This window comes from Rhizobium sp. P1_C7 (assembly GCF_056406295.1).
The window spans coordinates 49,262-72,599 of sequence record NZ_JBFUAL010000010.1; the positions used below are offsets into that span (position 1 = coordinate 49,262).

Genomic DNA, 23,338 nt, shown 5'->3' on the forward strand with positions numbered 1-23,338 from the left:
CCGAACCAACGGAAAACCAGAGGAGAATGAACATGAGCAGACAGTATTTGACACCGTTGGCGCTGCGCCGGCGCAGCTTTCTACAAGGGGCGGCCGCTATCGGCGGTGCCGCGGGGCTTTCAGCGCTCGGCATGCCCCGTGCCTTCGCGCAGGAGCCGGAAAAGCCGAAGGAAATCATCGTGCGAGCCTGGGGCGGAAGCTGGGTCGACAGCCTCAAGGCGGGTGTGTCCGACAGCTTTACCAAGATGACCGGCATCGCTGTCCGGCATGATCTCACCGAAGACAACGAAATCCAGCCGAAGGTCTGGGCGGCCGTTGCACAAAAGCGCGTTCCGCCGATCCACATCAACTGGGACACGACGACGAATGCGACGAAATCGGCGCTGCGTGGCGTCACCGAAGACCTGTCCGATCTTCCCAATCTCAAGAACGTCACCGAGCTGGCAAAGCCGGTCGGCCTCGACGGCTACCCCATCGTCAACACCTATGGCTATGTATACGTACTTGCCTATCGCCCATCGGCCTTTCCGGGCGGCGCGCCGAAATCGTGGAAGGATCTGCTTGATCCGAAGTACAAGGGCCGTATTGCCTTCTACAATGACGGCATCGGCTTTCACTTCCCGGCTCAGGTCGCCGGTGGCGGCAAGCTCGAAGACATTCCAGGCAACATGCAGCCCGCATGGGACTTCATTGCCAAGATGAAGGAACAGAAGCCGCTGCTCGGCGAGGATCCGGACTTCACCACCTGGTTCCAGAAGGGCGAGATCGACGCCGCCTGCACGATTTCCACGAATGCCCGCGAAGCCCGCAAGAACGGCATCGAGATCGAATGGGTCATTCCGGAGGAAGGCGCGAAGTTCGATACGGACGGTCTCTGGATCCCGAAGGGCCTTCCGGAAAACGAACTCTATTGGGCAAAGCAATACATCAACCACGCGCTGACCAAGGAGGCACAACAGGTTTGGCTCGACGGCCTTGGTCTGCCTGGCGTGGTACCCGGCCTGACGCCGCCCGCCGATCTCGTCAACGATCCGTCCTATCCGACGAAGGAGGAGGATTTCAAACACCTCATCCGGATTTCGTCGAAGACCCAGGTCGAGAACGAAAGCGAGTGGTTCTCCAAGTTCAAGGCGATCATGCAGGGCTAAGTCCTTCGTGGGCCGTCGCGTGTTCCGACGGCGGCCCGCACAATTCAGGTCCAATGCCGGGAATTTCCTATGCGAGCAGCCCGAACAGCCTATCCCCTGACATGGCGTGTGATGGACGCGCTGGAAGCATTCGCCGCCTTCGTCTGGCCGGCGAACTTCAAGCGCGCCATCCCCTATCTGATGCTGGCGCCGGCGCTCCTGCTGGTCGGCCTGCTCGTTCTCGGTCTCATTCAGATCGGTGACAGCAGTTTGAGGACGCTCGACACGAGCACCTTCCTGCTCTCTGAAAACTACACACTGGCGAACTACCGCAAGGCGATAAGCGAACCGCTCTTTGCCATCGTGGCCACGCGCAGTCTCCTGGGGTCGCTGATCGTCACAGTCGTTACGCTGATCTTTGCCTTTCCCTATTCCTATCTGATGGTGCGCACCCGCTCGGCAGGGCTTCGCAAGTTCCTGTTGATAGCGCTCTTCCTGCCCTTCTTCATCGGCCAGGTCGTGCGCGCCTATGGCTGGCTGATCATTCTCGGCAATCAGGGCATGGTCAACGAGGCCCTCGGTTTGGTCGGCATCGCACCCATCCGGCTCCTCTATAACTATTCGGCCGTGCTCTTCGGCCTCGTGCAATATATGCTGCCGTTTGCGGTATTGATGCTTGCTCCGGCGCTGACCGCGATACCTGAGGAGCTGGAAACTGCAGCGGGTTCGCTCGGTGCCGACTGGGTGCGCAGCTTCACCCATGTGGTGCTCCCGCTGGCACGCCCCGGCCTCGTCGGCGCCGGCCTCGTGGTGATGACCCTGTCTCTGACCGACTTCGCCATGCCGGCGATCCTGGGAGGCGGATCACAGGATTTCATCGCCAACGCCATCTACGACCAGTTCTTCCGCACCTCCGATCAAGGGCTTGGCGCTACGCTGGCCCTGATGCTGGTCGCCGTAGGTTCGCTTCTCGTCGGTCTTGTCTTCACGCTTTTCGGAGCGGGAACGCTCGCCATGGGGAGGGCGCGCCAGTGAGTGGATCGATCAGCAAATCCATCGTGCTCTGGTGCTTCGTAACCATCGCACTCCTCATGCTGTCGGCGCCGACGATTGTGGTGCTCGGCGCCTCCTTTACCTCGGGCAACATCATCACTTTCCCGCCGGACGGCCTGTCGCTGAAATGGTATGCGGCGATCCTGCAGGCAACCGACCTTCGCGACGCCTTCCTGCGTTCGGTCTATGTCTCGGCGGTGTGCACGCTCGTTTCTATCCCCGTAGGCACGCTGGCCGGTATCGCGCTCGCCAAATATGCGGTGCGGTTCGAGAAGTCGATTCAGGTCTATTTGCTGTTGCCTTTCACCATTCCGTTGATCGGTTCGGGCATCGGACTGATGCTGGTCTTCGGAAATGCGGGAATTCTCGGCCAGCTCTGGCCGGTCGGTATCGCTTGCAGCGTCATCAACCTGCCATTCATGATCTGGGCAGTGACGGCAAGCGCTGCGAGCCTCGATCCCGATCTGGAACTGGCCGCCGCCAATTGTGGCGCGGGTCCGGTGCAGACCTTCCTTTCCGTGACGCTGCCCGCCGTCACGCCGGGCATCATCACCGGATCGCTCTTGATGTTCATTCTGGCGCTCAACGAATTCCTGGTGAGCCTGTTGCTCGTCGATGCCCGCATCGTGACGTTGCCGGTGCAAATCTACAATTCGATCCGCTCGATCATCACGCCCGATCTCGCGGCGATTTCGGTGGTCTTCATCGCCTGCGCAGCGGGAGCCATCTTCGTGCTCGATCGGCTGGTCGGGCTCGACATCTTCCTCAAATCCAAATGACAACAGGATGCGGGGCGGCGGAAGCGCCTGCCCATAGCAAGGGAACTCAAATGACCAACGTCTCCTTCTACGAACTCGACAAACTCGATGCCACTGAGCGCGCGGCACTGCTTCGCCGCTCGGAAACAGATTTGTCGGGGTTCATTGAGAAAGTGAAGCCGATCATCGAGGCCGTCAGGACCGAAGGCGACGCCGCGCTGGTGCGCTTCGGCCGTGAACTCGACAAGGCCGACCTTGATGGAAGCAGGCTGAAGGCAACGCAAGCCGAGTTCGATGCTGCTTTCGATTTGGTGGAAAAGGATGTTATCGAAGCCATCCAGTTCGGCATCGAAAATATCCGGAATTTTCACGAGGAGCAGAAACCGGAGGCGATGTGGCTGAAGGAGATGCGCCCTGGAGCCTTTGCCGGCGACCGTTTCACGCCGATCCAGTCGGTTGCGCTCTATATCCCGCGCGGCAAGGGTGCGTTTCCGTCGGTGACGATGATGACCGCCGTTCCCGCGGTCGTGGCACGTGTGCCGGAACTTGCCATTTTCACGCCGCCTGCGCCAGATGGTTCGGTGGATGCTGCAACATTGGTTGCTGCGCGCCTTGCTGGCGTTGAAACCGTCTATAAATGCGGCGGCGCGCAGGCTGTCGCAGCCGCAGCCTACGGCACGGAAACGATCAAGCCGGCGCTGAAGATCGTCGGCCCGGGCAGCCCCTGGGTTGTCGCGGCGAAACGACTGCTTGGCGGCGTTATCGATCCTGGTCTTCCCGCCGGTCCGTCCGAAGCCGTCATTTTCGCCGACGATACGGTCAGCGGTGGCCTGGCGGCGCTCGACCTGCTTGTCGAGGCGGAGCATGGCCCGGACTCGTCGGCCTATCTCGTGACTCATAGCCGCCGTGTGGCGGAAGAGGCGCTGAAGTCCCTTCCCGAACATTGGGCGCGCATGACGCAACAGAGGGTCCAATTCTCCAGCGCCGTGCTTGGCGGCAAATGCGGTGGCATCGTGCTCACGTCCTCGGTCGAAGAGAGCTATCGCTTCATCAACGACTATGCGCCCGAGCATCTGGAAATCCTCTCGACCGATTCCTTCTCTCATCTTGGCCATATCACCGAAGCCGCCGAAATTCTGATGGGCCCCCATACCCCGGTCAGCATCGGCAATTTCGGCCTTGGACCGAACGCTGTCCTGCCGACCAGCCGGTGGGCGCGCACCTATGGACCGCTCTCGGTAACCGATTTCGTCAAGCGCTCCTCGATCGGTTATGTGACGGCTTCCGCCTATCCGGAGTTCGCCAAGCATGCCCGCACGCTTGCACGCTACGAAGGCTTCTCATCGCATGAAAACGCGGTGTCGGATATCCGCACCGCCTATCTCCCACGCTGAGAGGAGCTGGTGATGAAAGCGGCGAGACTCTATGCGGCCGGTGATCTGCGGGTCGAGGAGATCGGAACGCCCGGCGCGCCGAAACCTGGCTGGGTGCGGCTTGCCGTGACCGCCGCTGGAATCTGCGGATCGGACCTGCACAATTATCGCACCGGGCAGTGGATCAGCCGGTCGCCTTGTGTTGTCGGACATGAGTTTGCTGGCGTAGTAATGGCAATGGGGCAGGGGGTCACGGGACTTGCTGTGGGCGACGCCGTAGTTGCCGATAGCCGCTATTGGTGCGGCGAATGCGCGGCCTGCCGCAGCGGACGCCACAATGTCTGCGAACAGCTCGGATTCGTCGGCGAGGTTTGCGATGGCGGCTTTGCCGAGGAGACCGAATTGCCGGCGCGTCTGCTTGTCAGGCATGAACCCTCCCTCGATCCCGCCATCGCAGCCATGGCCGAGCCATTGGCGGTTGCTCTCCATGCGGTGCGTAAGCAGGCTGTTGAGGCCAGCGAAGCGGTGCTGGTCGCCGGTTGCGGCCCGATCGGTGGGCTCGCCGCACTCATTCTCTCGCAGTTGCATGATGGGCAGCTGCTCGTCGCCGACCGCAATCGGGCGCGTGCTGCCCGTGTTGCCGATGCGACTGGGGCTTCGGTCGTCGAACTCGACAGCAGATCCATACACGCGACGCTTGGTGGAAAGGTCCTGCGCTACGCCATTGACGCGACCGGCAATATCGACGTGTTGACCAAACTGGTCGATCTCGTGTCCGGCGGCGGGTCCATAGCCCTGGTCGGCATTACCCACGGGCGCATCGATCTCGATCCGAACATTCTTGTGGAGCGCGAGATATCGCTGGTCGGTTGCCACGCTTTCGCAGACGAGCTTCCCGACGCAGTTTCCATGCTACCCGGGCTCGAGCCGGCGTTGCGATCGCTTATCGACGAAGTAATAGCGATCGAGGCTATTCCGTCAGCCTACGAACGGCTTCTGAGCGGGCGGTCAACCGGATTGAAGACGATAGTGCGTGTCCGTCCGCAGGATGGCGCGTCGGTCGCCGGAACCACCGACATCGATCCTCAAAAGGCGAGCGGAAATGAATAATCTTCCAGCGACAGCGGGGCCGCTCTACGAGAAGGTCAAGGACTATGTCCTGCAGAATATTGGCAGCGGCAAATGGGGACGGGACCATAAACTACCGTCTGAACATGATTTTGTCTCCGAGCTGGGTGTCTCGCGCATGACGGTGCATCGGGCTCTGCGTGAACTCACCTCGGACGGGTATCTGATCCGAATTCAGGGGGTCGGCACGTTCGTTGCGCCGCCGAAACCGCAGTCGGCGCTGATCGAGATCAATAATATCGCCAGCGAAATCCACGAGCGCGGTGGCCGGCACAGGGCGAAAGTCATCGTTTTGGAAACGATCCCGTTGAGCTCGGACCTGTTCGCAGCGTTCGAATCCGGAACGCGCGGGCTCGTCGGCCATTCCATGGTCGTGCACTTCGAGAACGACATCCCGGTGCAGCTGGAAGAGAGGTTCGTCAACATCGACCTTGTACCCGACTACGACAAGCAGGATTTTGGCGCGACGACGACCTACGATTATCTGCAACAGAGTACGCCGCTGACGGAGGTCGAGCATGTCATAGCCGCAGTCGCCGCCGATGAGGAGACGGCTCGCCTCCTCATGATCCAGCCGCGTGATCCCTGCCTGTTGCTGCATCGCCGAACCTGGTCTGGCTCAGTGGTCGCGACTGTCAACAGGCTTACCTACAGCGGCAACCGCTATACGCTCGGCAGCCGGTATTTTCCTGCGTCCATACGCTGAGCCCCGATTGCGACACCAGTCCAGCCAGGGTGCAAGTCAACCAGCGATCCTCGGCCGGATCGGAATGAAAGGTCTCCAGAATGTCGACATCGAGCCGAACCGCGGAAATACGCCGTATGGCGTGCACGAACGAAGCCGGGGCGGTATCCATGCTGGGATCGCTTCTGCGGGATGTCTTTAGTATCGATGCCCACAACATCGCCATCAATCACGATCGCTATAGTCTCAATTCGCTCAACGGGTTCTTCGAGACGGACGAAGGCGATTTCTTCTTCAAGTTTCACCAGGAAGAGGGCGAGGAAGCGATGTCCGGCGAATACTATCGTGCCGATATTCTCGCGAAGGCTGGGTTGCCGGTGGACCAGCCCGTCCACATGTCCGTTTTTCCCGGCGAACAGATCCTGATTTACCGCCGACGGAGCGATCCGCGCTTTTCCGATGTCCTGCGCGCGCTGGACATCGAACCAGACGCGGACAGGAAGCCGTGGCGATTTCTGCCGAACGCCGGCTTCAGCCGAGCTTCTTGCTGTCTACCGCCGCACGCTGCACACGGTCACGGTGGAAGAAGTCGCCTCCGAACCTATCCACCGGCTTTTCCAGGAGCGGATGATCGACCCGAAGACCCGCTCCGTTCCGGGCGGACGCTATGCTGATTTCTACATCGGCCGAACATTCCGCTTCCCCGGTCTCGACCTCGAATGGGACGCTTTCTCCCGAGCCCGTTTCGTCATTAACGGCCGGCGATATCGGCGCACGATTGGGGAACTTTTCGCTGACGCCGCTGAAAGGCTTCAGCCCGATCGGCTTGCGGATGCCGGGGGTGTGACCGCGCACGGCGACGCCCACAACGCGAATGTCTGGTATAGCGCCAAGGGCGCGGACGCGACGCTGTCCTTCTTCGACCCGGCGTTTGCGGGTCGTCATGTGCCAACCCTTCTTGCCGAGGTCAAGGCAACCTTTCACAACGTGCTGGCGCATCCGCTGTGGCTCTACGATCCGGGCGAGGTGGAGGCCCGATACCGCGTAGAGGCGCAATATGCGGACGGCGTGCTGGCTGTCGAGACGGATTGGACACTCAGCCGTATACGGCAAGGCTTGCTGGACGCGAAAGCGGACGATCTCTGGAGGCCGCTTCTCGCGGAACTTAAGGCGCGTCACATGTTGCCCGCCGACTGGCGCGCTGTCCTGCGGCTTGGCCTGTTTCTCTGCCCCACGCTGGTGATGAATCTTCGGGCAGGTGCAAGCACGCATACCCCATCCTCGTCGCTGCTCGCATTTTCTGTCGCGGTCATTTCAGGCAGCGATCCAGCCGAAGGCAGCGATGTGATCACCCGGTTCCTCGACGCGATCGATCCCGATGGCCCGGTCTGCGGGTACGCTGGAAATGGTGAATGATGGAAGGTTGGAAATAGTCCCGCAAGCGATTTCAGTGCCCGAAGCTCTTCCTTCACGGCGGCCCCTCGTGCGTTCGCGATGATGGGGCGAAAGGAGCCTCGAAAGATGGCTGCGATCGCAACTGTCCACGTTGCATGTCCACGTGCCGTCCTCGAGGTCGCGGCCCAGCTCGGTGACAAAGCGCTCCGCGATCGATTGATTGATCGACAGACTCCACGATGGAATTCGCCAGGCGGGCACCCGGATCGAGAAGCCGTTCCGGACTACCGTAATATCCTTCGCCGAAACCGTCGGTGCAGTGCATTCCTCCGACGGCGCGGTCATCTGGCTGTTGAACACCCGTACGCAGGAGCCACCTCCTACGAAGGCTGCATCTTCGAGGGCGAACCAGGGACGGATGTTTTCCCGACGGCCTTCGCTGCGTCTCGATGGGATGTTAGGCTACTGAGCAACATCAGGAGATTGACCAGCCGCATCATCGCCATCTCTGCGCTCGACGACCGGTTGGTATTCAACAAGATCTACCGCTTCTTCCAGTTCGTCGAAGACCATGGTGGTGCCAATACGCGCAAGGACGCCGGAGCGTTCGAGGATTTCCAGTGGCTCGCTGTGCAGTTCCACTATCGCGAACTTTATGTCCCGCTCCTGTGCCATTGCCCTTACCTCGTCGAGCATCACCGCTGCGGTGCTGTCGATCTGAGCGGCTGCGCCTGCATCGAGAATGAACCACTTTGTATCCGGTGCCAGCGTCGCGAAGATCTCCTCGATTCTGCTCTTGACGTGTTCTGCGTTAAAGAACAGCAGACTGCCCTGAACGAGGTAAATTACCACGCCGGGAACTGGCTTTGCCTGGGGATAGCGATGCAGCTTGTAGAAGCCGTCGCGTCCGGGAATGCGACCGAGCAATGCATCGCGCGGGGTCATTCCTTGCATCACGAGATATAGCAGCGTCGCGACCACAGCTACCATCACCCCCTGCAGGACGCCGAGGCTGAGGGCGCCCGCAATACTGATAAGGGCAAAGAGAAACTCGATCCGACTGATCCGCCACAGTTCGCGAAGGCCCTTAAGGTCGATGAGGCTTACCGCGGCAGACGCCAGTACAGCCCCGAGCGCGGGCGTCGGCAGGATCGCCAAAGCATCGGTCAGAAACAGCACCGTCAGGGCGAGGGCGGCAGCCGAGAAGACAGCGGCCAATTGGGTCTTGCCGCCCATGAGGTCGTTGATGGCAGTGCGGGAATCGGAGGCGGTGACAGCAAATCCGCCGAACAGTCCTGAGGCCAGGTTCGCCGCGCCAAACCCAAGGAGTTCACGATTGGCGTCGACCGGGTATCGGTTCTTGGCGCCGAAACTGCGCGCGGTCACGATGCCCGCACCAAAACTGACGATCAGCACGGCGGCAGCCCCAAGGACCAGGTCGCCGATGGCAACATTCGGGATTGGTATCGACGGCGATGGTAGCTGTGAAGGGACGGCGCCAACAACACGAATACCCAGCCCCTGGAAATTGAAAGCGTAGGACAGGGCCGTCGCGAGTGCCATGGCAACAAGCGGCCCCGGCACAGATGGGAGCCATTTGCCGAGAAACCGGAGCATGACGAACAGTCCTGCCCCCAACCAGAGCGAAGGCCAGTGGATCAGGTCCGACTTTTTTGCGATTTCGAGTAGCGGCCCGAACAGCCCGTCGCTCTCGATCTTCACGCCGGTGAAGCGGCCGATCTGTCCAATGAGAATCGACAGCGAGATGCCGGTCATAAATCCGGTCAAGATCGGACGCGAGAGGAGGTTGGCGATGAAGCCCAGCCGAAGGAAGCTTGCCAGAAAGCAAAGGAGCCCGACCATTGCGGCGATGGCCGCGGAAGCCATGACGTTTTCGGCTGGCGACGATAGCCCGAAAGAAACGAGAACCGCCGCCAGCACCGTCACCGTGCCGGCATCGGGCCCCACGATGAGCTGGCGCGACGAGCCGAGCAGGGCATAGCCAAGTACCGACAGGATGCTGGCATAGATTCCGACCTCCGGCGGCAACCCGGCCAACGCGGGATAGGCGATTGCGCTTGGCAAGCCAACCGCGGCGATGGCCAGCCCGGAGGTCAGATCGTACCGGAGCCACTCGGCCCGATACTCTTTCAGGCTTGATATCAGAGGAATGTTCAGCACGGCGACGAACATCTCCAACGTGAAATTCTGACCCATTCGGTTTGGCGGGTGCCGTCGCATCAGTTGACACGCCGATCACCCCTTCTGCGATGGAGTCGGCACGACCCCTAGCTTGTCAGGTCGGGCACAACATGCACGACGCTCGTACTTTCGTGATAGTCGGATGGCCGCTTCTGGCGCTTGCCGAGATCCGGTTCGTCGAATTTGACGCGCTGGTAGGGGATGGATTTGAGTATGTGCGAAATGCAGTTGATACGGGCACGTTTCTTGTCGTCCGACGGGACGAGCCACCAGGGAGCCTGCTCATGGTCGGTGGTACGGAGCATATCGTCATAGGCACGCGTGTAATCCCACCATTTGCGATAGGACTCCACATCCATCGGGCTCAATTTCCACTGCCTCAGCGGGTCTTCGATACGCCGCTTGAAACGACGTTCCTGTTCTTCCTCTGTGACCGTGAGAAAATACTTCAGCAGGACAATTCCGCTTTCCACGATTGCCGCCTCAAAACGCGGAGTAAGCTCCAGAAATCTCTGCACTTTCTCTTCACTGCAAAACCCCATGACACGGTCGACCCCGGGACGGTTGTACCAACTGCGATCGAAGATCACGATTTCCCCGGCCGCAGGCATGTGGGCAAGATACCGCTGCATGTAGATTTGCGACTTCTCGCGGTCGGTCGGCGCAGGCAGGGCAGCGACACGAAACACACGCGGGCTCACTTTCTCGGTAATTCGTTTGATCATCCCGCCCTTGCCCGCGGCGTCCCGCCCTTCGAAGATGATCACGATCCTCGCGCCCGATTTCTTCACCCAGGCCTGCAGGTGCGCCAACTCAACCTGAAGCTTCTTGATTTCCTTGTCGTAGTTCCACGACTTGTCCTTCTTCTTCTTCCCTTCTGCAGGGGCTTCAAGGTCTACGGCGTGTATTTTGGTCATGGCTCCCTCCAGTGAATCAAGTTGTTGTCTCAGTTATGCAATCGCCACGAGGACGCGAGCTCAGCCTCCAGCCTGCCGGTCTGTCGATAGCGGCGATTCTAACGCGTTTGGAGACGATATACCCGTAGCATCGCGTAGCATCTGTGGCCGACTTGGATGACGGACCGGCAACAGTGCCCAGGGGCCCCATCCCTCAGTTCAACGGAACAGCGATCCCGACGACTCGAATGCCGTTCAGACAAATTTTTTGTTGGGAACGACGTGAGCCAATGGGCTGACAATCATGAGAACGGCCGGTTGCAAGCGTCTTCGAAAGGATTCAAGTTCTTCCTTCGAGTTGTATCTCGCTGATGTCGGAGCGCCGGCTTCACGTGGAGCCCGCCGTGATCGCCGCGTTCTGTGCTGCGAGCGTCTGCTGGGCGGCAGCGGCAATGCCATCGTCCTTCCCGCCCGAGACCTGCACTGTCGGCACAGCGATCTTGATCCCATTCTCGTTGAATGCCTGATGGATCATCCGCAGCGCCCGTCGCTTCAACGTGAACTGCTGGCCTGGCTGTGTCATCACCTTCATTCGCAGGAGAAGTCCGGAATCGCCCAGGCTGTCGATACCCTGCATCTTCAGTGGCTCGATGGTGGTTGCCTTGAACTCAGGATCCTCGAACAGCTCCAGGCCGATCTTCTTGATGATCTTGCGCGCCTTCTCGATGTCGGCATCGTAGGTCACGGTGATCGTCATCTTCTCGATCACCCAGTCGCGGCTGAGGTTTTGAACGGCGCCGAGTTCGCTGAAGGGGACGATAAAGACTGCACCGCGATGATGTCTGAGCTTGATGGACCGCAGGCTGAACGACTCGACGTTGCCCTTGTAGCTGCCGCTCTGGATGTATTCGCCAACCCGGAAGGCGTCGTCGAGCAGATAGAACATTCCGCTGATGACGTCCTTCACGACCGTCTGTGCCCCGAAGCCGATGGCGACGCCGACGACACCGGCACCAGCGATCAACGGCCCGATTTCAACGCCCAAAGAGGACAATGCCATCATGATCGCGATTGCGGCGAACAGGATCATCAGGAAGTTGCGCAGGATGGGCAGCAACGTCCTTAGGCGCGTCCGACGCCGCTCCCGCTCGCTGCCGATCTCGAGGACGGCTTCCGTGTCGTAAAGCTTGCGATCGATCAGGACCTTCACGACGCTCCAGGCAAGATCCACGACCATGAGGATGATCCCGGCGCTCAACACGCCACGGATCAGCCGGAGGGCGGGGGAGTCCTGCATCGTCATCCGTGTCAGCTCGATATCAAGCATATCCGCGAGGAAAAAGATCGCGCCAACGATCAGGACAGCTCGTATGCCGCGCTCCACGATAACCGATGCGACGGTGCTTTTTCTGCTCTCCTCTTCCGCATTCGCGCTGTGCAAAACGTTGTTGACAGCGGCCTTGGTGAGGGCGATCGCCCCTGGGAGCACGGCACACACGACCACGATCCAGAAGAGCCTGATCGCGCCGACCACCCATAGCAGCCAGACCGCGGTGAAGTAGGCGGTCCACAGCCATTTACGGGCGTTGATGCCGATCCAGCTTTGAGCCAGCGAGAACTCGACGGGCCGTCGCCAGACAGCCTCTATGCCGATGACGAGAAGGACGACACCAAGCGAATAGGCCACGAGCTGCCGCGCCTCAACGGAGAAGCCAAGACTGCCGAGCAGGCGGATAGTAACCCAGCCGAAGGCATACCATCCCACTGCATAGCCCAGCCGTTTTGCCCAGTGCTTGGCGACCTCATCGGTGACCGGCACAAGTCGGAACTGGTTCTGTTCCAGTCGATGCGGGGCCAGGATCACGTCGAAGACGGCACTCGCAAGACGGAAGATGACGACCGCAAACAGATAGCCGACGACAATCTCGCGCACGAGCGGCGACCACTCGAACACAAGGAAAAATCCGATGCTGCCCAGCCCGAAGGCGAGAACGTAGCAGACGGCCCAAAGCAGTCTTGCCCCTATAGCCACCAGTCTCTCCCGGACAGTGAAGATGGGCGCACGCGACGACATCCATTGCCGCCATCCCGTGCTGAACCGCCAGAACACCCATTGCGTCGCAAGACCTGCTATGACGAAGGCCGCGACCAGGAAAATCGGTCGCGTGCCGATTGCTTCGACGTCGCGCTCAAGGAGCGCCGCCCCACGCATCGCCTCGGTGGGGAAGGACCGCGCCGCTGCAAGCAAGATAGTGATGTGGCGGCGAAAGCGTGTTGTAAACTCACCGAAGGAAACGTCGGTGTCTCTCGCCTGCGCCGCGGGTTCCGGTGTCGTCCGCGCAGCGGCAGCCTGCTGCTGCAGGAAGGTCTGGACCGCGGGATCGGCGAACATCGCCAAGAACCGTTGAACGCTTTCCGGCTGCGAGTTCGGAACTGGCTGGCTCTGATTTGGCTGGGTCTGCGCTGCTGCCGGAACGGTGATGAGGGCAAACAGCAGCAATGCCGCCGCACAGAACACCCTTCGAACCGATGCAAAGTTCGGGACTGCTGCCATGTGTCTCTCCTGTCCTGTCATCTGACGGCTAGCGCGCGCACGTCTCTTGCGAGTGGACGCCGGGATTGCAGGCAGATGACTTCCGCTTGGCACCCGTGGGACCCGTCAGTCCGCTCACCTGGCTCGCATAGTTGTCTCTGGTGTCGGCATCGACGACCGCCACAGGCGCCGCGAGGATCAAGCCCGCCGCGCTGCCAGCCGCTGCAGCCGTGCTAGTGGTGGCAGCGAGGATCTTGTCGCCGAGGCCGACCTTGCTGTCGGTGAGGGTCTGCCCTTCGGAGATCCGGGCGCCGATGAGCTGAACGACCTCGGGCGATTCCGCGAACTTCCCGTGGTTGAGACTGTCGCCCGCCTTCACTTTCGTAAGGTCGATGACGGTGATCTGGTTGTCTTCCAATTCCTTCTTGTAGGGCGCCTGCTCAGGGTCGATCGCTCCGAGCCGTGCCACGTCGCCCCACACCCGCCGCGAGACTGCCAGCGCGCGGTCATCGCGGGATACGAACAATGTGAAGTTCGGATGCTGTTTGCCCATGTCGGCGATCTGCTGTCGGAATACGTCGACATCGACGTCCGGCGATGCAAGCATCACGTTTTCGAACTTGGCAGGTAGCCGGCCGTTGCGGATGGCCATCTGGCGCAGTGCCTCCAAGGCAAGCCAGTTGCCCATGGAATGCGCAAGGATGGAAACCTCCTTCACCTCGGGATCCTTCGCGAGAAACTGGAAGAGGTTCTCCAAGGCATTGCGGGTATAGTTGGTGCTCTCTCGATCATAGCCGTAGGCCAGCAGACTGCCGCGCGATGGCCACGTCACCAGCACCGGCGCGCTGTGAATGCGGGAGTCCTGGACGATCTGGGCGAAGCGGTACACGGAGTCTTCGAAGCGATTGTTGAATCCATGGATGAACACCAAAACGCTGCCGTCGCGGCTCTTTCGAACTGCCGCGCTCAACCACTTCTTGGCGTCGTCGCGCGTGATCTCCTCGGCCTTTAGCGTCGCAAAGTCCGTGCTTGGATTGGACGGGAGCTTCTTGGGCCAGGCAACTTCTCCAACCTTGCGGACGTTTGATGGCGGGATGGACACGGTGATGTCGGCAAAGGCTGGAGCAAGCGCCCGTTCGCCCGTAAACATCTCGCCCGGTACGGTGGAGCGGCTGCGCGTCGTCGTGATGAGCATGTCGACCTTGGTCGACATCGGAGAGCTGTCGGCGACCGGAGTCAGCACGTCCTTCGGTCGGCCGCCGCAGCCGACCGGCACGGCAAGAACGGCACAGACGATGATCGATTTCAGGAGGCGGGGAACATGCAGGTTCATGCAATCGACAACACAATTCACTCTACTCACTACTGGCTCCTCGTGGCCCCGACTTTGGCCCCGTCTCCGCCCAACATCGGCGGACAACTCGAGGCCTGAGAAGAGACGCTATGCGAGGTCTGCAGAACTTACCCGTAACATCGCGTATGTTACGGTCCCGAACGGCTTCCTATCGAGGCTGTAGATCGGACGCGTCTGCCGCGGTGACCACCCTCGAACGGACGGTACAAGGGACCGGCATCCCTGTCTTGCAAGGACCCTCGAGCAGACGATCGCGATCGGCGGTCAGCATGTTCCGCAGAGCGTTCGAGGTCTCGCGGCCAAAGACCTTGATCTCCTTGAAACGGGGCAGAGCGGGCAGCAGTTCTTGCGTCAATCCAGCGAAATAGAGCCGGGATCCCGGTTCGTCATCGAGATTGGCGAAGGGTGCCACCTCAGAGGTCGGACGGTCAGGCGAAACCAGGCTCGCCGGCGGAGCGACGGATCAGAGGGTGATCGTTCTGCGATCCAGTTGGCTGAGATCATCACTGTTGCTGCGGCAACGGTTGCGGCGAGCATGGATCGTCTTGCGCGCCACAACGGTTCGTCCTGGCCGCGGGGCAATACCACCGCCGTGGCGACGCTGAGTGGCGTCATTCCAGGGGAACACCGGAACGTATCCGTCTTTTGGGATGTCGATCCGAACGGAGACGTCCTGGCCCGGGATCAGATAGTGACGCTCGCCCGGCGCAGCCGTTTCCGCCTCGATACGAACGACCGGGTCGTCCTGCTGAAGTCCGCATCCCGGGTGAATACCTCTATCGCAACCGAGTAGCCATTGATAAGGTTGACCCGCCCTTCGACCCGCGTCCTCGACGACGTACCAAAGAAATATGGGCCTCGCTTTGACGCCAGGCGATTCCGCACTGGACAAGATGCGCTCCAGTTGAGCGCGTTCGTCCAATGATGCCGGTGGCGGCCGGACTGGAGGGATGGCGACCCCTCCGGGGGCATCATCGTCTGCATGGATTGCTCCCGATTCTGCCGGGAGAGATGTCATCGCGTGCCCGTATGCTACGGTAACATACTGCCCAACCATGGCGCCGTCCACGTACTACAGCAGTGCATGGTCGACGTTTCGGTGGAACGTGCCATGAGTCGTGAAGCGGGGTGAACGATGGACGAAGGCATGGCCGCAGCGGCGCGGCATTTTCCAGCCTGCGCCAAGGCGATCGAAGGTCGAGCGAAGCGGGATAAATCGCTTCGGGAGATCTGCATGGCCCTTCCCGAGGCAAAGGCCGAGCTTGCGAAGTGGGAGGCCTCGACGGATCAGCGAGACGAACGACGCAGCGTGTACGAGGAATTGGTCGCGGCTCTTTCGAAGGAAATCGAAAACGCTCTCGACGACGGGATGGACCCGGCAGTTATACGCAGAAAACCATGGCTTTTACGAATGCAATCTATTTCTTCCAGGTGGCAACAATGACGCAATCAGTTCATCCAGCGGCGATCGAACACTTGCCGTTTTTCATTACGCCTCCCGGACAGACAGACTACCTATTCATTGGCGTCCTTGTCTTTCTGCTGGTGGCGGTGCTGGCCATCGGCAATTTTTATTTCCAATTGCATGCCCTTCCTGAGCGCAGGGCCCACAAGACGAGCAAAGTGCAGATGGAGATCGTGGCGGTTCTGGCGCTCATCTCGCTGTTCACCCACAACCATATTTTCTGGATTGCAGGCCTGCTTCTGGCTTTCATTCAAATTCCAGACTTTTCCACTCCGCTCTACTCAATCGCCCAATCTCTCGGCAAACTCTCCGGCCGCAAGGCTGATGTAACGGGTGATCCTGCTCTGATTGTGGAGGATCCTGGAGATGGGGAGACGATAGAGCCGCCGTCCAAGACCAGCGCGCATGGAGAGGATATCTAAAATGTTTGAGCTGCTCCTCTGCTCCATGTTGACGATCCTCCCCGACTATTTGTTCCGGCGATACGTGCAAGGAAAACGGATCGGTCGGGATATTACGCTTTATACGGTATGGTACGAGCTCCGATGGGGCATTACCGCCTGCCTGCTCCTCACCGTTTCCCTGATTACCATGATCTTCTACTTCCACCCGGCGACCAAGGACGTCACGGCGATATTTCGCACCGTCACGATTTTGCCGGAGACAAACGGGCGCGTCGAAGAAGTGTTCGTCGGGCTGAACCAGAAAGTCGAGGCCGGAGCGCCACTGTTCAGGCTCGATAGCTCCAAACAGGAGGCCGCACTGGAGACAGCCCGTCGGCTCATTGCCGAAGTCGAAGCCGGGATGAAGGTGACCCAGACTGAGCTTGCAGGCGTGGATGGCCAGATCAAGCAGGCTCAGGGAGCCTATCAGACAGCCGTCGAAGAATACGAGATGAAGGCTCAGCTCCTGACCAACAACGCTGTCGCCAGGCGCGAGGTCGAGCGCCTCGTGACGACTATGGACAGCCTCAAGGGAGTGCTCGACTCAGCGGTTGCGAAAAAGCAGACCCTGGAGACAAAGATTTCCACGCTCTTACCGGCTCAAAAGGCAAGCGCCGATGCGGCGTTGGCGCAGGCGCAGGTCGAACTGGACAAGACCATCGTCCGGGCAGGGATCACGGGCACCGTGCAGCAGTTCACGCTGCGTCGGGGCGACGTCGTCAACGCGTTGCTGCGGCCCGCTGGCATTCTTGTTCCAGAAGGCGCTGGGCAAGGCACGCTGATTGCCGGCTTCGGCCAGATCGAGGCGCAGGTTATGAAAAAAGGAATGATCGCCGAGGCCACCTGCATCGGAAAGCCGTTTACGATCATACCGATGGTAGTGACAGAAGTTCAGGACGTTATCGCCGCCGGACAACTGCGCGCGTCGGATCAACTGATCGATGTGCAACGGATGGCCCAGCCGGGAACACTGACCGTGTTCCTACAGCCGCTCTTTCCGGGAGGGCTCGATAGCGTTCCACCTGGAAGCAGTTGCATCGCCAATGCCTATACGAACAATCACGACGCGCTCGCCGATCCAAACATTGGCACAGTCAAGGGGTTTGCCCTGCATATGGTCGATGCCGTAGGACTTGTGCATGCGATGATCCTGCGAATTCAGGCGCTGCTTCTGCCGGTTCAGACGCTCGTCTTTCAGGGTCACTGAACTGGAGCAGGCGTTGCTCGGTCCAGAGGCAGAGATGGTATTCGTATGGCTCGCGTGACCATCTCGGACAGAGTGGATTGGCAAAGCTCATTGATGTTCCTCGCTGCCGAGAAGACCGAGGACTTCGTCGATCGACGGGAACACTGCGATCTGACATGCCTTCGGAGGGGCGTTCAACGAGTGCATAAAACGGGGGCACTATCGCCTTCACTTTTCACCGACATGCCTGCCAGAGAGGAAGCCTATCATCAAGGTGGATTCCGTGGGACGCCGACAGACCAGGCTCGCCTTTTTCAGATTTCGTTCGCTGCGGGTGCTGTGGCCAATCTTGTGTGGTGGTCATGCTGGGTTGCGGACGTCTCGCCGGACGAATTGAAGGTTGGCCGTTGACCGATGCCCTCTATTTCGCCTTTGTTGTCGGCGTTCTGGCGGTCGCCATCGGCTTCTCCGGCATCGTCCTCACCGGGCTTGTTGCGGCAGTGAGTGTATAGTGGGGCGGGGATCGATCCCAACTCGTAAGCTCGACTTCATTCAAGCTTTCAGCAGGAGGTTTTCAATGAGCTATGTGTGGAATGAAATCCGACACAACCCGGTCCTGTGGCTCCTCGTCATGGTGCCCGTCGTGATTGCGGCGCAGCAGATCAGACCCGAGGCGCACACACTCCTTTTTGTGCTTGCGCTGCTTGCCGTGATTCCTTTGGCCACCTTGCTCAGCAACGCCACGGAATCGGTCGCGGCCAAAACTGGCGATGCGGTTGGAGGGCTTCTCAATGCAACGCTTGGGAACCTCACCGAACTGATCATTGCACTCACGGCGCTGCGCCTTGGCCAGTTCACCCTGGTGAAGGCATCGGTGGCCGGTGCCATCGTCGCCAACACTCTGTTCCTATTGGGCGCATCGTTCCTGCTTGGTGGGTTGAAACACCACATCCAGGACTACAATCGGGGCAACGCCCGTCTGCAGACAAGCCTGCTGTTTCTGGCGACGGTCGCCTTGATTATCCCTTCGGCCGTGGGCTCGGCCGGTTCTGAAGCTGCGCCGGAATTTCTGCAACAACTGAGTGTCGGCCTGTCGGTGCTCCTGATCGCGGCCTATGGGTTGGGCCTCCTCTTTTCGTTGAAGACCCACCGCGAACTGTTCGGTGCCACCGAGGAAGTCGCGGAGGAGCACGCTCCCTGGCCCCTCAAAGTGGCCCTCATTACGCTGGCCGGAGTGACGGTGCTTGTTGCACTTGTCAGTGAAATATTCGTCGAGTCCGTCCAGGCGGCTGCCGAGACGTTCGGAATGACCCCGGCATTCGTCGGCTTCATCGTCGTGGCGCTGGTTGGCGGAGCGGCGGAGATGGCCTCCGCCTTTTCGGCGGCCCGGAAGAACAGGCTGGACTTGAGTGTCGGCATCGCTCTCGGCAGCGCCGCGCAGATCGCCCTGTTCGTCGCCCCGGCCCTTGTGCTTCTCAGCTATGTGATCGGCCCCACCCCGATGAACCTCGAATTTTGGCCGGGGGCGGTCATCATGATCATAGTTGCCATGATGACTGCGACCATCGTGACGAACAGCGGCCGGTCGACGTGGTTTGTCGGCGTTCTGATGCTGATCGTCTACCTCATACTCGCCATGACGCTGTACTTGCTGCCTCCACAAAGCCAGTAGCAGCAGATCGGGGCCTCGATCATCGGTCCCGATAGGGTCTCCAGTGTTGAGGCAAATGACGTCACGAATAGGTAAGAGCCATCAAACGGGAGAAAGCCATTCACGTCCCTCGAATTGAAGCTGCAAGATTTTCGGCCATGCATTTCATCCTTCAGCGGGCGGAGTCGCAATGATTGGGCCACCCCGCCGTACCGGGTCGCGCATGGCGATATCCAGCCAAGGCGACGTTGTGCAACGAGTGGCGTAACGGTTCTTCATGCTGTTCTTCCGGGCGGCAGATCGCGATATCGAATTCGAGCTTCCGACGGGCCGAACGACGGGTTGGAGCACGGTTCGCCGCTAAGCCCGAATTTATAGGAACGAGCACTCCGCCGAAGGAAAGGGATGTCGTCGTTCCGGAGATCTTCACATCGAATTCCTAAAAGGATGGCCCGCAGCTCTCTGACCGGCTCGGACACACCCGACTGCGGCTACCGCACCGTCAGCGGCTGCGTCCGGAGCCGGTCTCCCCTTTGATCACGCCAAAGATTGCTCCAAACATTCCGCCCACGACGATGCCCGCCGATCCCCCCGCCAGCCCGCCAATCAGGCAGTATACGATCCAGAAGCCGACGCTGGACGCCTGGGCCATGAAGACAGTCGAAACCACGCCGATCACCGCACCAAGGATGCCGAACACAATGCCCACCCCGGTAACGGATTCCGACGGATCGATGGTGCGGATACGCGGAGTTTGAGGGGTGCCTGAGGCACCTGACGGAGACTGATCCGTATTTCCCATTCGAACCTCCTTCTTGAAGTGTTCTACCAACGTGTTCTCAGCCGCCGAGAGGCTTGTCGTCCTTCTCGAACAATATCCTCTCTGCCGCACCATCCAGGTCGTCGTACTGGCCGCTGCGCAAGCACCAAAGGAACGCGCCAAGGCCAGCGACACCCATCAGGAGAGCTACGGGGATCAGAAACGACAACGTGCTCATGGTTTTGCTCCGATCAACTCATGTGCCTGTCTCAGGTCCTGCTCGTGCCGCGGTGGTCCATCAAGTTCAAGTCTCATCGCATTCGCCACGACCAGTATGGACGACGTGGACATCGCTATCGCGGCGATGAGCGGGTTGACATAGCCGAGCAATGCGAGGGGAATGCTGCACAAGTTGTAGACGATCGCCAAACCAAAATTCTGGCGGATCAGCGCTGCCGCACGCTTGGCCGTTGTCACTGCAATTTTCACTCCGCCCATGTCTCCATTGAGCAGGATGAAGTCGGAGGCACTTCGACCGATGTCGCTTCCCGATGCCGGTGCCATGGAAACATGCGCGGTCTTGAGAGCCACCGCGTCGTTGATCCCGTCGCCGATCATCATCACCTTGCGTCCACTGACGCGCAACGCTTCGATCGCGTTGGCCTTGTCGAGCGGGAGGGCGGCAGCCGTTACCGTGTCGATGCCGACTTGCCTTGCCACGGCAAGTGCTGCATCCGGGACGTCGCCTGTCAGCATCTGTATGGAGACGCCGCTGCCCTTCAGGAACTGCACCGCCTCGGCCGAGCCCGCTCGCACCCTTTCTCCGAAAGTGAAGGAAGCAAGAATTTCCCCGTGTCGTGTCAGTACGACCGTGGAGGCTGCGGCAATCGGATCCCCCGCCGGGCCACCCGCCGCCCAGGCCGATCGTCCAAGTCGGTAGAGCTGCCCCTCGAAAGATGCCTCGAGACCGTGCCCCGGAATTTCTCTGACGTCGTCGAGCGCGAGGGCCTGCGGCCCGCGCCGTGAGGCATAGTCTGCAACCGCCTTCGACATCGGATGGGTAGAGAACCGCGCCATCGAAGCTGCCACCGAAAGCTCCGTTGGCCCGATCCAACTCCCTGTCGACAGGGTCAGCTTGCTTTGCGTTAGGGTGCCGGTCTTGTCGAACACGACGGTGTCGATTTCCGCCAGACGTTCCAGCGCCGAACCGTCCCGCGCCACGACGCCGTGCTTGAACAACTTGCGTGCGGCGACGACCTGGACCATCGGTACCGCGAGCCCGAGGGCGCAAGGGCAGGCTATGATCAGGACGGAGATCGAGGTCGTCAGTGCGAGGTGGACATCGTTCGTCGTCACGAACCACAGAATGAATGTCAGAGCGGAGAGGCCGTGGACAATTGGCGCATAGAGGCGCGCGGCCCTGTCCACGAGCATCCTGTATTGAGACCGGCCGTCTTCGACGGCTTCCAGCATTCTGTGCAGTTCGCAGAGCGTCGAATCTACGGGCGCCGCGGTGGCTTCGACAGTCAGGGGATGGCCAACGTTCAATTCGCCTGCGCGAACCTGTCCGCCTGGTCCGACGGTCTCAGAACGGCTCTCTCCCGTCAGCAGCGAGCGATCAAGCTCCGAAAGGCCGGAGAGAATGGTGCCGTCAGCCGGAATTCTATCGCCGGCGGCAATCAGAGTGCGGGTTCCGGGCGCGATTTCCTCCAGCGGAACGTACTCGATCTGTCCGTTGGCGCGGATTACATTCGCGCCTTTCGGCATCATGTCGGCGAGCGCCGCTGCGGACGAATGTGCCTTCCTTCGCATCAGATTGTCCAGTGTGCGGCCCACGAGCAGGACGAACAGCAGCGAGGTGCTGGCCTCGAAGTAAGCTTGCCGTCCTCCGATGACCGTGTCGTAGAAACTGAGACCGAAGGATAGCAGGACGCCGATGCTGACAGGAACATCCATGTTCGCCCGACCATGCACGAGCGCCCGCCAGGCCGATCGGTAAAATGTGGCTCCGGAGTACATCACCGCGGGAAGAGCGAGGGCCGCCGACATCATATGGAAAGCTTGACGGGTCGCCGGGTCGGCGCCCGCCCAGACCGATACCGACAGCACCATGATATTCATCGAGCAGAAGCCTGCGACTGCAAGCGCTCGCAACAGTCCGGACATCTCGTCGTGCAGAAGGTCGCCGGTCTCCGTCGGCAAGGCGGCGGTGTAGCCCATCTTTTCGATCAGCGTGGCGAAATCCGGCGGCGCGCCACTATCAGCCTGCCAGTTGACGGTCACCCGCTTCGCCGTCAGGTTGGCACGCGCCAATCGAACCTCGGGGACCTTGCCCAGTGTCGATTCCAAAAGCGCCATGCAGGCTCCGCATCGCATATCCGGGACCGACAAGGTGATTTGTCGGAGGCCATTGCCAAGATCCCTGCTGGCCAACGCAATCTCGTCCACCCCCGGCCTTCTGGGTCCGGGCTCGTGGAGAGACGAGGCAATCGACGCGCAGCAGGTCATTGGGCGTTCCTCGCTTACCTCATTGCCTTGTACGCATGCCATGTGGCATGGCCGAGCAAAGGAAAAACGACGATCAGTCCAACAAGTCCGGTCAGCAGACTGGCGATGAAGAGGGCGAGCACGATCGCTCCCCAGACCATTGACGGTCCCATGTTGTTCCAGACCATTGCAACGCTCACTCCCATCGCAGTGAAGGCGTCTATGCGCTCATCAAGAAGCATCGGGATGGAGAACACTCCGATGGCGAATGCGAACCCAGCGAACAATGCGCCGACGCACAGGCCTACGACCAGCATGCCCCAGCCCGACGGGGTGGTGACCAACAGCCTTGCAACGCCATCAAGACCCGGGAACGGGTTAACACCGAAAAAGAGCGCGTAGATGATGACCGCGGCCCTCATCCAGAGGAGCATCAGCATGCACAGCAGCATCCCCGTGAAAAAGACCTGCCCTCCGGCTCTCGGCCGGACATTCAGCATCGCACCGAGCGTAATGCGCTCCCCGTTCGCCAAGGTCCGGCTTTTGACATAGAGCCCGGCGGCAAAGAGCGGCGCGACGATCAACACTCCCGCGAGCGCCGGGAAAAGTAGATAGTCGCGGCCGAATCGAAACAGCATCGCGGCGGCCGCCAACGCGAGTAAGAACACGACGAACCCGTAGGCGAGGCTTGGCAAGGGTTGCCGGATCAGGTCCCGCCAGCCTTGGCCAAGCCAAGCGAACGGAGCGCCGAGCGGCAGATGCCGCTGGAACTTGGGATTCATGGTCTCTTCGATCCCTGATACCTCGCTCCGATATCGGCCGGAATTGTCGCCCTGCGGCAT

19 protein-coding genes and 1 pseudogene are annotated in these 23,338 nt (G+C 60.3%); 12 read left to right on the forward strand and 8 right to left on the reverse strand.

The genetic code is table 11. The features are described 5' to 3' along the window. Nucleotides 1–32 precede the first annotated feature (32 nt). The 7 genes and pseudogenes from AC1D2R_RS17085 to AC1D2R_RS17115 all read left to right on the forward strand — a co-directional run bounded on the left by AC1D2R_RS17085 (nucleotide 33) and on the right by AC1D2R_RS17115 (nucleotide 7,540). The gene (locus AC1D2R_RS17085) at nucleotides 33–1,148 is read left to right on the forward strand and encodes an ABC transporter substrate-binding protein (RefSeq protein ID WP_477968636.1); all 1,116 of its coding nucleotides are present in this window, start codon (nucleotides 33–35) and stop codon (nucleotides 1,146–1,148) included. 69 nt (nucleotides 1,149–1,217) lie between these two features. Next, entirely contained in the window at nucleotides 1,218–2,162 is a 945-nt protein-coding gene (locus AC1D2R_RS17090; protein ID WP_477968638.1) for an ABC transporter permease, read from the forward strand. Beyond that, on the forward strand, nucleotides 2,159–2,959 hold the full coding sequence (locus AC1D2R_RS17095) for an ABC transporter permease (protein WP_477968640.1): 801 nt from the start codon (nucleotides 2,159–2,161) through the stop codon (nucleotides 2,957–2,959). The genes AC1D2R_RS17090 and AC1D2R_RS17095 overlap by 4 nt, the downstream gene beginning before the upstream one ends. Nucleotides 2,960–3,009: 50 nt before the next feature. Beyond that, a complete protein-coding gene (gene hisD, locus AC1D2R_RS17100) occupies nucleotides 3,010–4,332 on the forward strand; it encodes a histidinol dehydrogenase (RefSeq protein ID WP_477968642.1) in 1,323 nt (440 codons plus the stop codon). Between the two features lie 12 nt (nucleotides 4,333–4,344). Further along, nucleotides 4,345–5,421: a zinc-dependent alcohol dehydrogenase gene (locus AC1D2R_RS17105; RefSeq protein ID WP_477968644.1), complete on the forward strand. Its 1,077-nt coding sequence runs from the start codon at nucleotides 4,345–4,347 to the stop codon at nucleotides 5,419–5,421. Further along, nucleotides 5,414–6,145 (forward strand): histidine utilization repressor, encoded by a 732-nt coding sequence (gene hutC / locus AC1D2R_RS17110; protein ID WP_477968646.1) that lies wholly within the window; start codon nucleotides 5,414–5,416, stop codon nucleotides 6,143–6,145. Before AC1D2R_RS17105 ends, hutC begins: the two co-directional genes overlap by 8 nt. A 149-nt stretch (nucleotides 6,146–6,294) precedes the next feature. Beyond that, a pseudogene (locus AC1D2R_RS17115) lies at nucleotides 6,295–7,540 on the forward strand (hypothetical protein). A gap of 441 nt (nucleotides 7,541–7,981) precedes the next feature. On the opposite strand, the gene AC1D2R_RS17120 reads toward AC1D2R_RS17115, so the two are convergent. The 4 genes from AC1D2R_RS17120 to AC1D2R_RS17135 form a co-directional block, all read right to left on the reverse strand. Then, nucleotides 7,982–9,736 (reverse strand): SulP family inorganic anion transporter, encoded by a 1,755-nt coding sequence (locus AC1D2R_RS17120; protein ID WP_477968648.1) that lies wholly within the window; start codon nucleotides 9,734–9,736, stop codon nucleotides 7,982–7,984. A 71-nt stretch (nucleotides 9,737–9,807) separates the two neighbouring features. Further along, a complete protein-coding gene (ppk2, locus tag AC1D2R_RS17125; RefSeq protein ID WP_477968650.1) occupies nucleotides 9,808–10,638 on the reverse strand; it encodes a polyphosphate kinase 2 in 831 nt (276 codons plus the stop codon). A gap of 367 nt (nucleotides 10,639–11,005) precedes the next feature. After that, nucleotides 11,006–13,171 carry a mechanosensitive ion channel family protein gene (locus AC1D2R_RS17130; RefSeq protein WP_477968652.1) on the reverse strand — a complete coding sequence of 722 codons (2,166 nt, stop codon included), beginning with the start codon at nucleotides 13,169–13,171 and terminating at the stop codon, nucleotides 11,006–11,008. Between the two features lie 28 nt (nucleotides 13,172–13,199). Further along, entirely contained in the window at nucleotides 13,200–14,483 is a 1,284-nt protein-coding gene (locus AC1D2R_RS17135; RefSeq protein WP_477968972.1) for an alpha/beta hydrolase, read from the reverse strand. Nucleotides 14,484–14,994: 511 nt separating this feature from the next. Here AC1D2R_RS17135 and AC1D2R_RS17140 point away from each other — a divergent pair. The 5 genes from AC1D2R_RS17140 (at nucleotide 14,995) to cax (ending at nucleotide 19,270) form a co-directional block, all read left to right on the forward strand. Then, nucleotides 14,995–15,297 (forward strand): hypothetical protein, encoded by a 303-nt coding sequence (locus AC1D2R_RS17140; protein ID WP_477968654.1) that lies wholly within the window; start codon nucleotides 14,995–14,997, stop codon nucleotides 15,295–15,297. A gap of 342 nt (nucleotides 15,298–15,639) precedes the next feature. Beyond that, nucleotides 15,640–15,948, forward strand: coding sequence for a hypothetical protein (locus tag AC1D2R_RS17145; RefSeq protein WP_477968656.1), 309 nt, complete (start codon nucleotides 15,640–15,642; stop codon nucleotides 15,946–15,948). Next, a complete protein-coding gene (locus AC1D2R_RS17150) occupies nucleotides 15,945–16,391 on the forward strand; it encodes a hypothetical protein (RefSeq protein WP_477968658.1) in 447 nt (148 codons plus the stop codon). The genes AC1D2R_RS17145 and AC1D2R_RS17150 overlap by 4 nt, the downstream gene beginning before the upstream one ends. A 1-nt stretch (nucleotide 16,392) precedes the next feature. Then, a complete protein-coding gene (locus AC1D2R_RS17155) occupies nucleotides 16,393–17,619 on the forward strand; it encodes an HlyD family secretion protein (RefSeq protein ID WP_477968660.1) in 1,227 nt (408 codons plus the stop codon). Between the two features lie 556 nt (nucleotides 17,620–18,175). Further along, on the forward strand, nucleotides 18,176–19,270 hold the full coding sequence (cax, locus tag AC1D2R_RS17160; RefSeq protein ID WP_477968662.1) for a calcium/proton exchanger: 1,095 nt from the start codon (nucleotides 18,176–18,178) through the stop codon (nucleotides 19,268–19,270). 481 nt (nucleotides 19,271–19,751) lie between these two features. On the opposite strand, the gene AC1D2R_RS17165 is transcribed toward cax, so the two are convergent. Genes AC1D2R_RS17165 through AC1D2R_RS17180 form a run of 4 tightly spaced genes read right to left on the reverse strand, consistent with a single transcriptional unit; the run spans nucleotide 19,752 to nucleotide 23,338 of the window. Next, nucleotides 19,752–20,051 (reverse strand): hypothetical protein, encoded by a 300-nt coding sequence (locus tag AC1D2R_RS17165; RefSeq protein ID WP_477968664.1) that lies wholly within the window; start codon nucleotides 20,049–20,051, stop codon nucleotides 19,752–19,754. A gap of 37 nt (nucleotides 20,052–20,088) precedes the next feature. Beyond that, entirely contained in the window at nucleotides 20,089–20,247 is a 159-nt protein-coding gene (gene ccoS / locus AC1D2R_RS17170; protein ID WP_477968666.1) for a cbb3-type cytochrome oxidase assembly protein CcoS, read from the reverse strand. Continuing rightward, nucleotides 20,244–22,559 carry a heavy metal translocating P-type ATPase gene (locus AC1D2R_RS17175; protein WP_477968668.1) on the reverse strand — a complete coding sequence of 772 codons (2,316 nt, stop codon included), beginning with the start codon at nucleotides 22,557–22,559 and terminating at the stop codon, nucleotides 20,244–20,246. Before AC1D2R_RS17175 ends, ccoS begins: the two co-directional genes overlap by 4 nt. Then, nucleotides 22,532–23,338, reverse strand: a complete 807-nt coding sequence (locus tag AC1D2R_RS17180) for a DUF2189 domain-containing protein (protein WP_477968670.1) — start codon at nucleotides 23,336–23,338, stop codon at nucleotides 22,532–22,534. Before AC1D2R_RS17180 ends, AC1D2R_RS17175 begins: the two co-directional genes overlap by 28 nt.

What these genes read in the sequence shown, in the direction of transcription:
- AC1D2R_RS17085 (WP_477968636.1), top strand. Translation starts at nt 33, where the DNA reads ATGAGCAGACAGTATTTGACACCGTTGGCGCTGCGCCGGCGCAGCTTT.
- AC1D2R_RS17090 (WP_477968638.1), top strand. Translation starts at nt 1,218, where the DNA reads ATGCGAGCAGCCCGAACAGCCTATCCCCTGACATGGCGTGTGATGGAC.
- hisD (WP_477968642.1), top strand. Translation starts at nt 3,010, where the DNA reads ATGACCAACGTCTCCTTCTACGAACTCGACAAACTCGATGCCACTGAG.
- AC1D2R_RS17105 (WP_477968644.1), top strand. Translation starts at nt 4,345, where the DNA reads ATGAAAGCGGCGAGACTCTATGCGGCCGGTGATCTGCGGGTCGAGGAG.
- hutC (WP_477968646.1), top strand. Translation starts at nt 5,414, where the DNA reads ATGAATAATCTTCCAGCGACAGCGGGGCCGCTCTACGAGAAGGTCAAG.
- AC1D2R_RS17120 (WP_477968648.1), bottom strand. Translation starts at nt 9,736, where the DNA reads ATGGGTCAGAATTTCACGTTGGAGATGTTCGTCGCCGTGCTGAACATT.
- ppk2 (WP_477968650.1), bottom strand. Translation starts at nt 10,638, where the DNA reads ATGACCAAAATACACGCCGTAGACCTTGAAGCCCCTGCAGAAGGGAAG.
- AC1D2R_RS17130 (WP_477968652.1), bottom strand. Translation starts at nt 13,171, where the DNA reads ATGGCAGCAGTCCCGAACTTTGCATCGGTTCGAAGGGTGTTCTGTGCG.
- AC1D2R_RS17135 (WP_477968972.1), bottom strand. Translation starts at nt 14,483, where the DNA reads ATGAACCTGCATGTTCCCCGCCTCCTGAAATCGATCATCGTCTGTGCC.
- AC1D2R_RS17145 (WP_477968656.1), top strand. Translation starts at nt 15,640, where the DNA reads ATGGACGAAGGCATGGCCGCAGCGGCGCGGCATTTTCCAGCCTGCGCC.
- AC1D2R_RS17150 (WP_477968658.1), top strand. Translation starts at nt 15,945, where the DNA reads ATGACGCAATCAGTTCATCCAGCGGCGATCGAACACTTGCCGTTTTTC.
- AC1D2R_RS17155 (WP_477968660.1), top strand. Translation starts at nt 16,393, where the DNA reads ATGTTTGAGCTGCTCCTCTGCTCCATGTTGACGATCCTCCCCGACTAT.
- cax (WP_477968662.1), top strand. Translation starts at nt 18,176, where the DNA reads ATGAGCTATGTGTGGAATGAAATCCGACACAACCCGGTCCTGTGGCTC.
- AC1D2R_RS17165 (WP_477968664.1), bottom strand. Translation starts at nt 20,051, where the DNA reads ATGGGAAATACGGATCAGTCTCCGTCAGGTGCCTCAGGCACCCCTCAA.
- ccoS (WP_477968666.1), bottom strand. Translation starts at nt 20,247, where the DNA reads ATGAGCACGTTGTCGTTTCTGATCCCCGTAGCTCTCCTGATGGGTGTC.
- AC1D2R_RS17175 (WP_477968668.1), bottom strand. Translation starts at nt 22,559, where the DNA reads ATGGCATGCGTACAAGGCAATGAGGTAAGCGAGGAACGCCCAATGACC.
- AC1D2R_RS17180 (WP_477968670.1), bottom strand. Translation starts at nt 23,338, where the DNA reads ATGCCGCAGGGCGACAATTCCGGCCGATATCGGAGCGAGGTATCAGGG.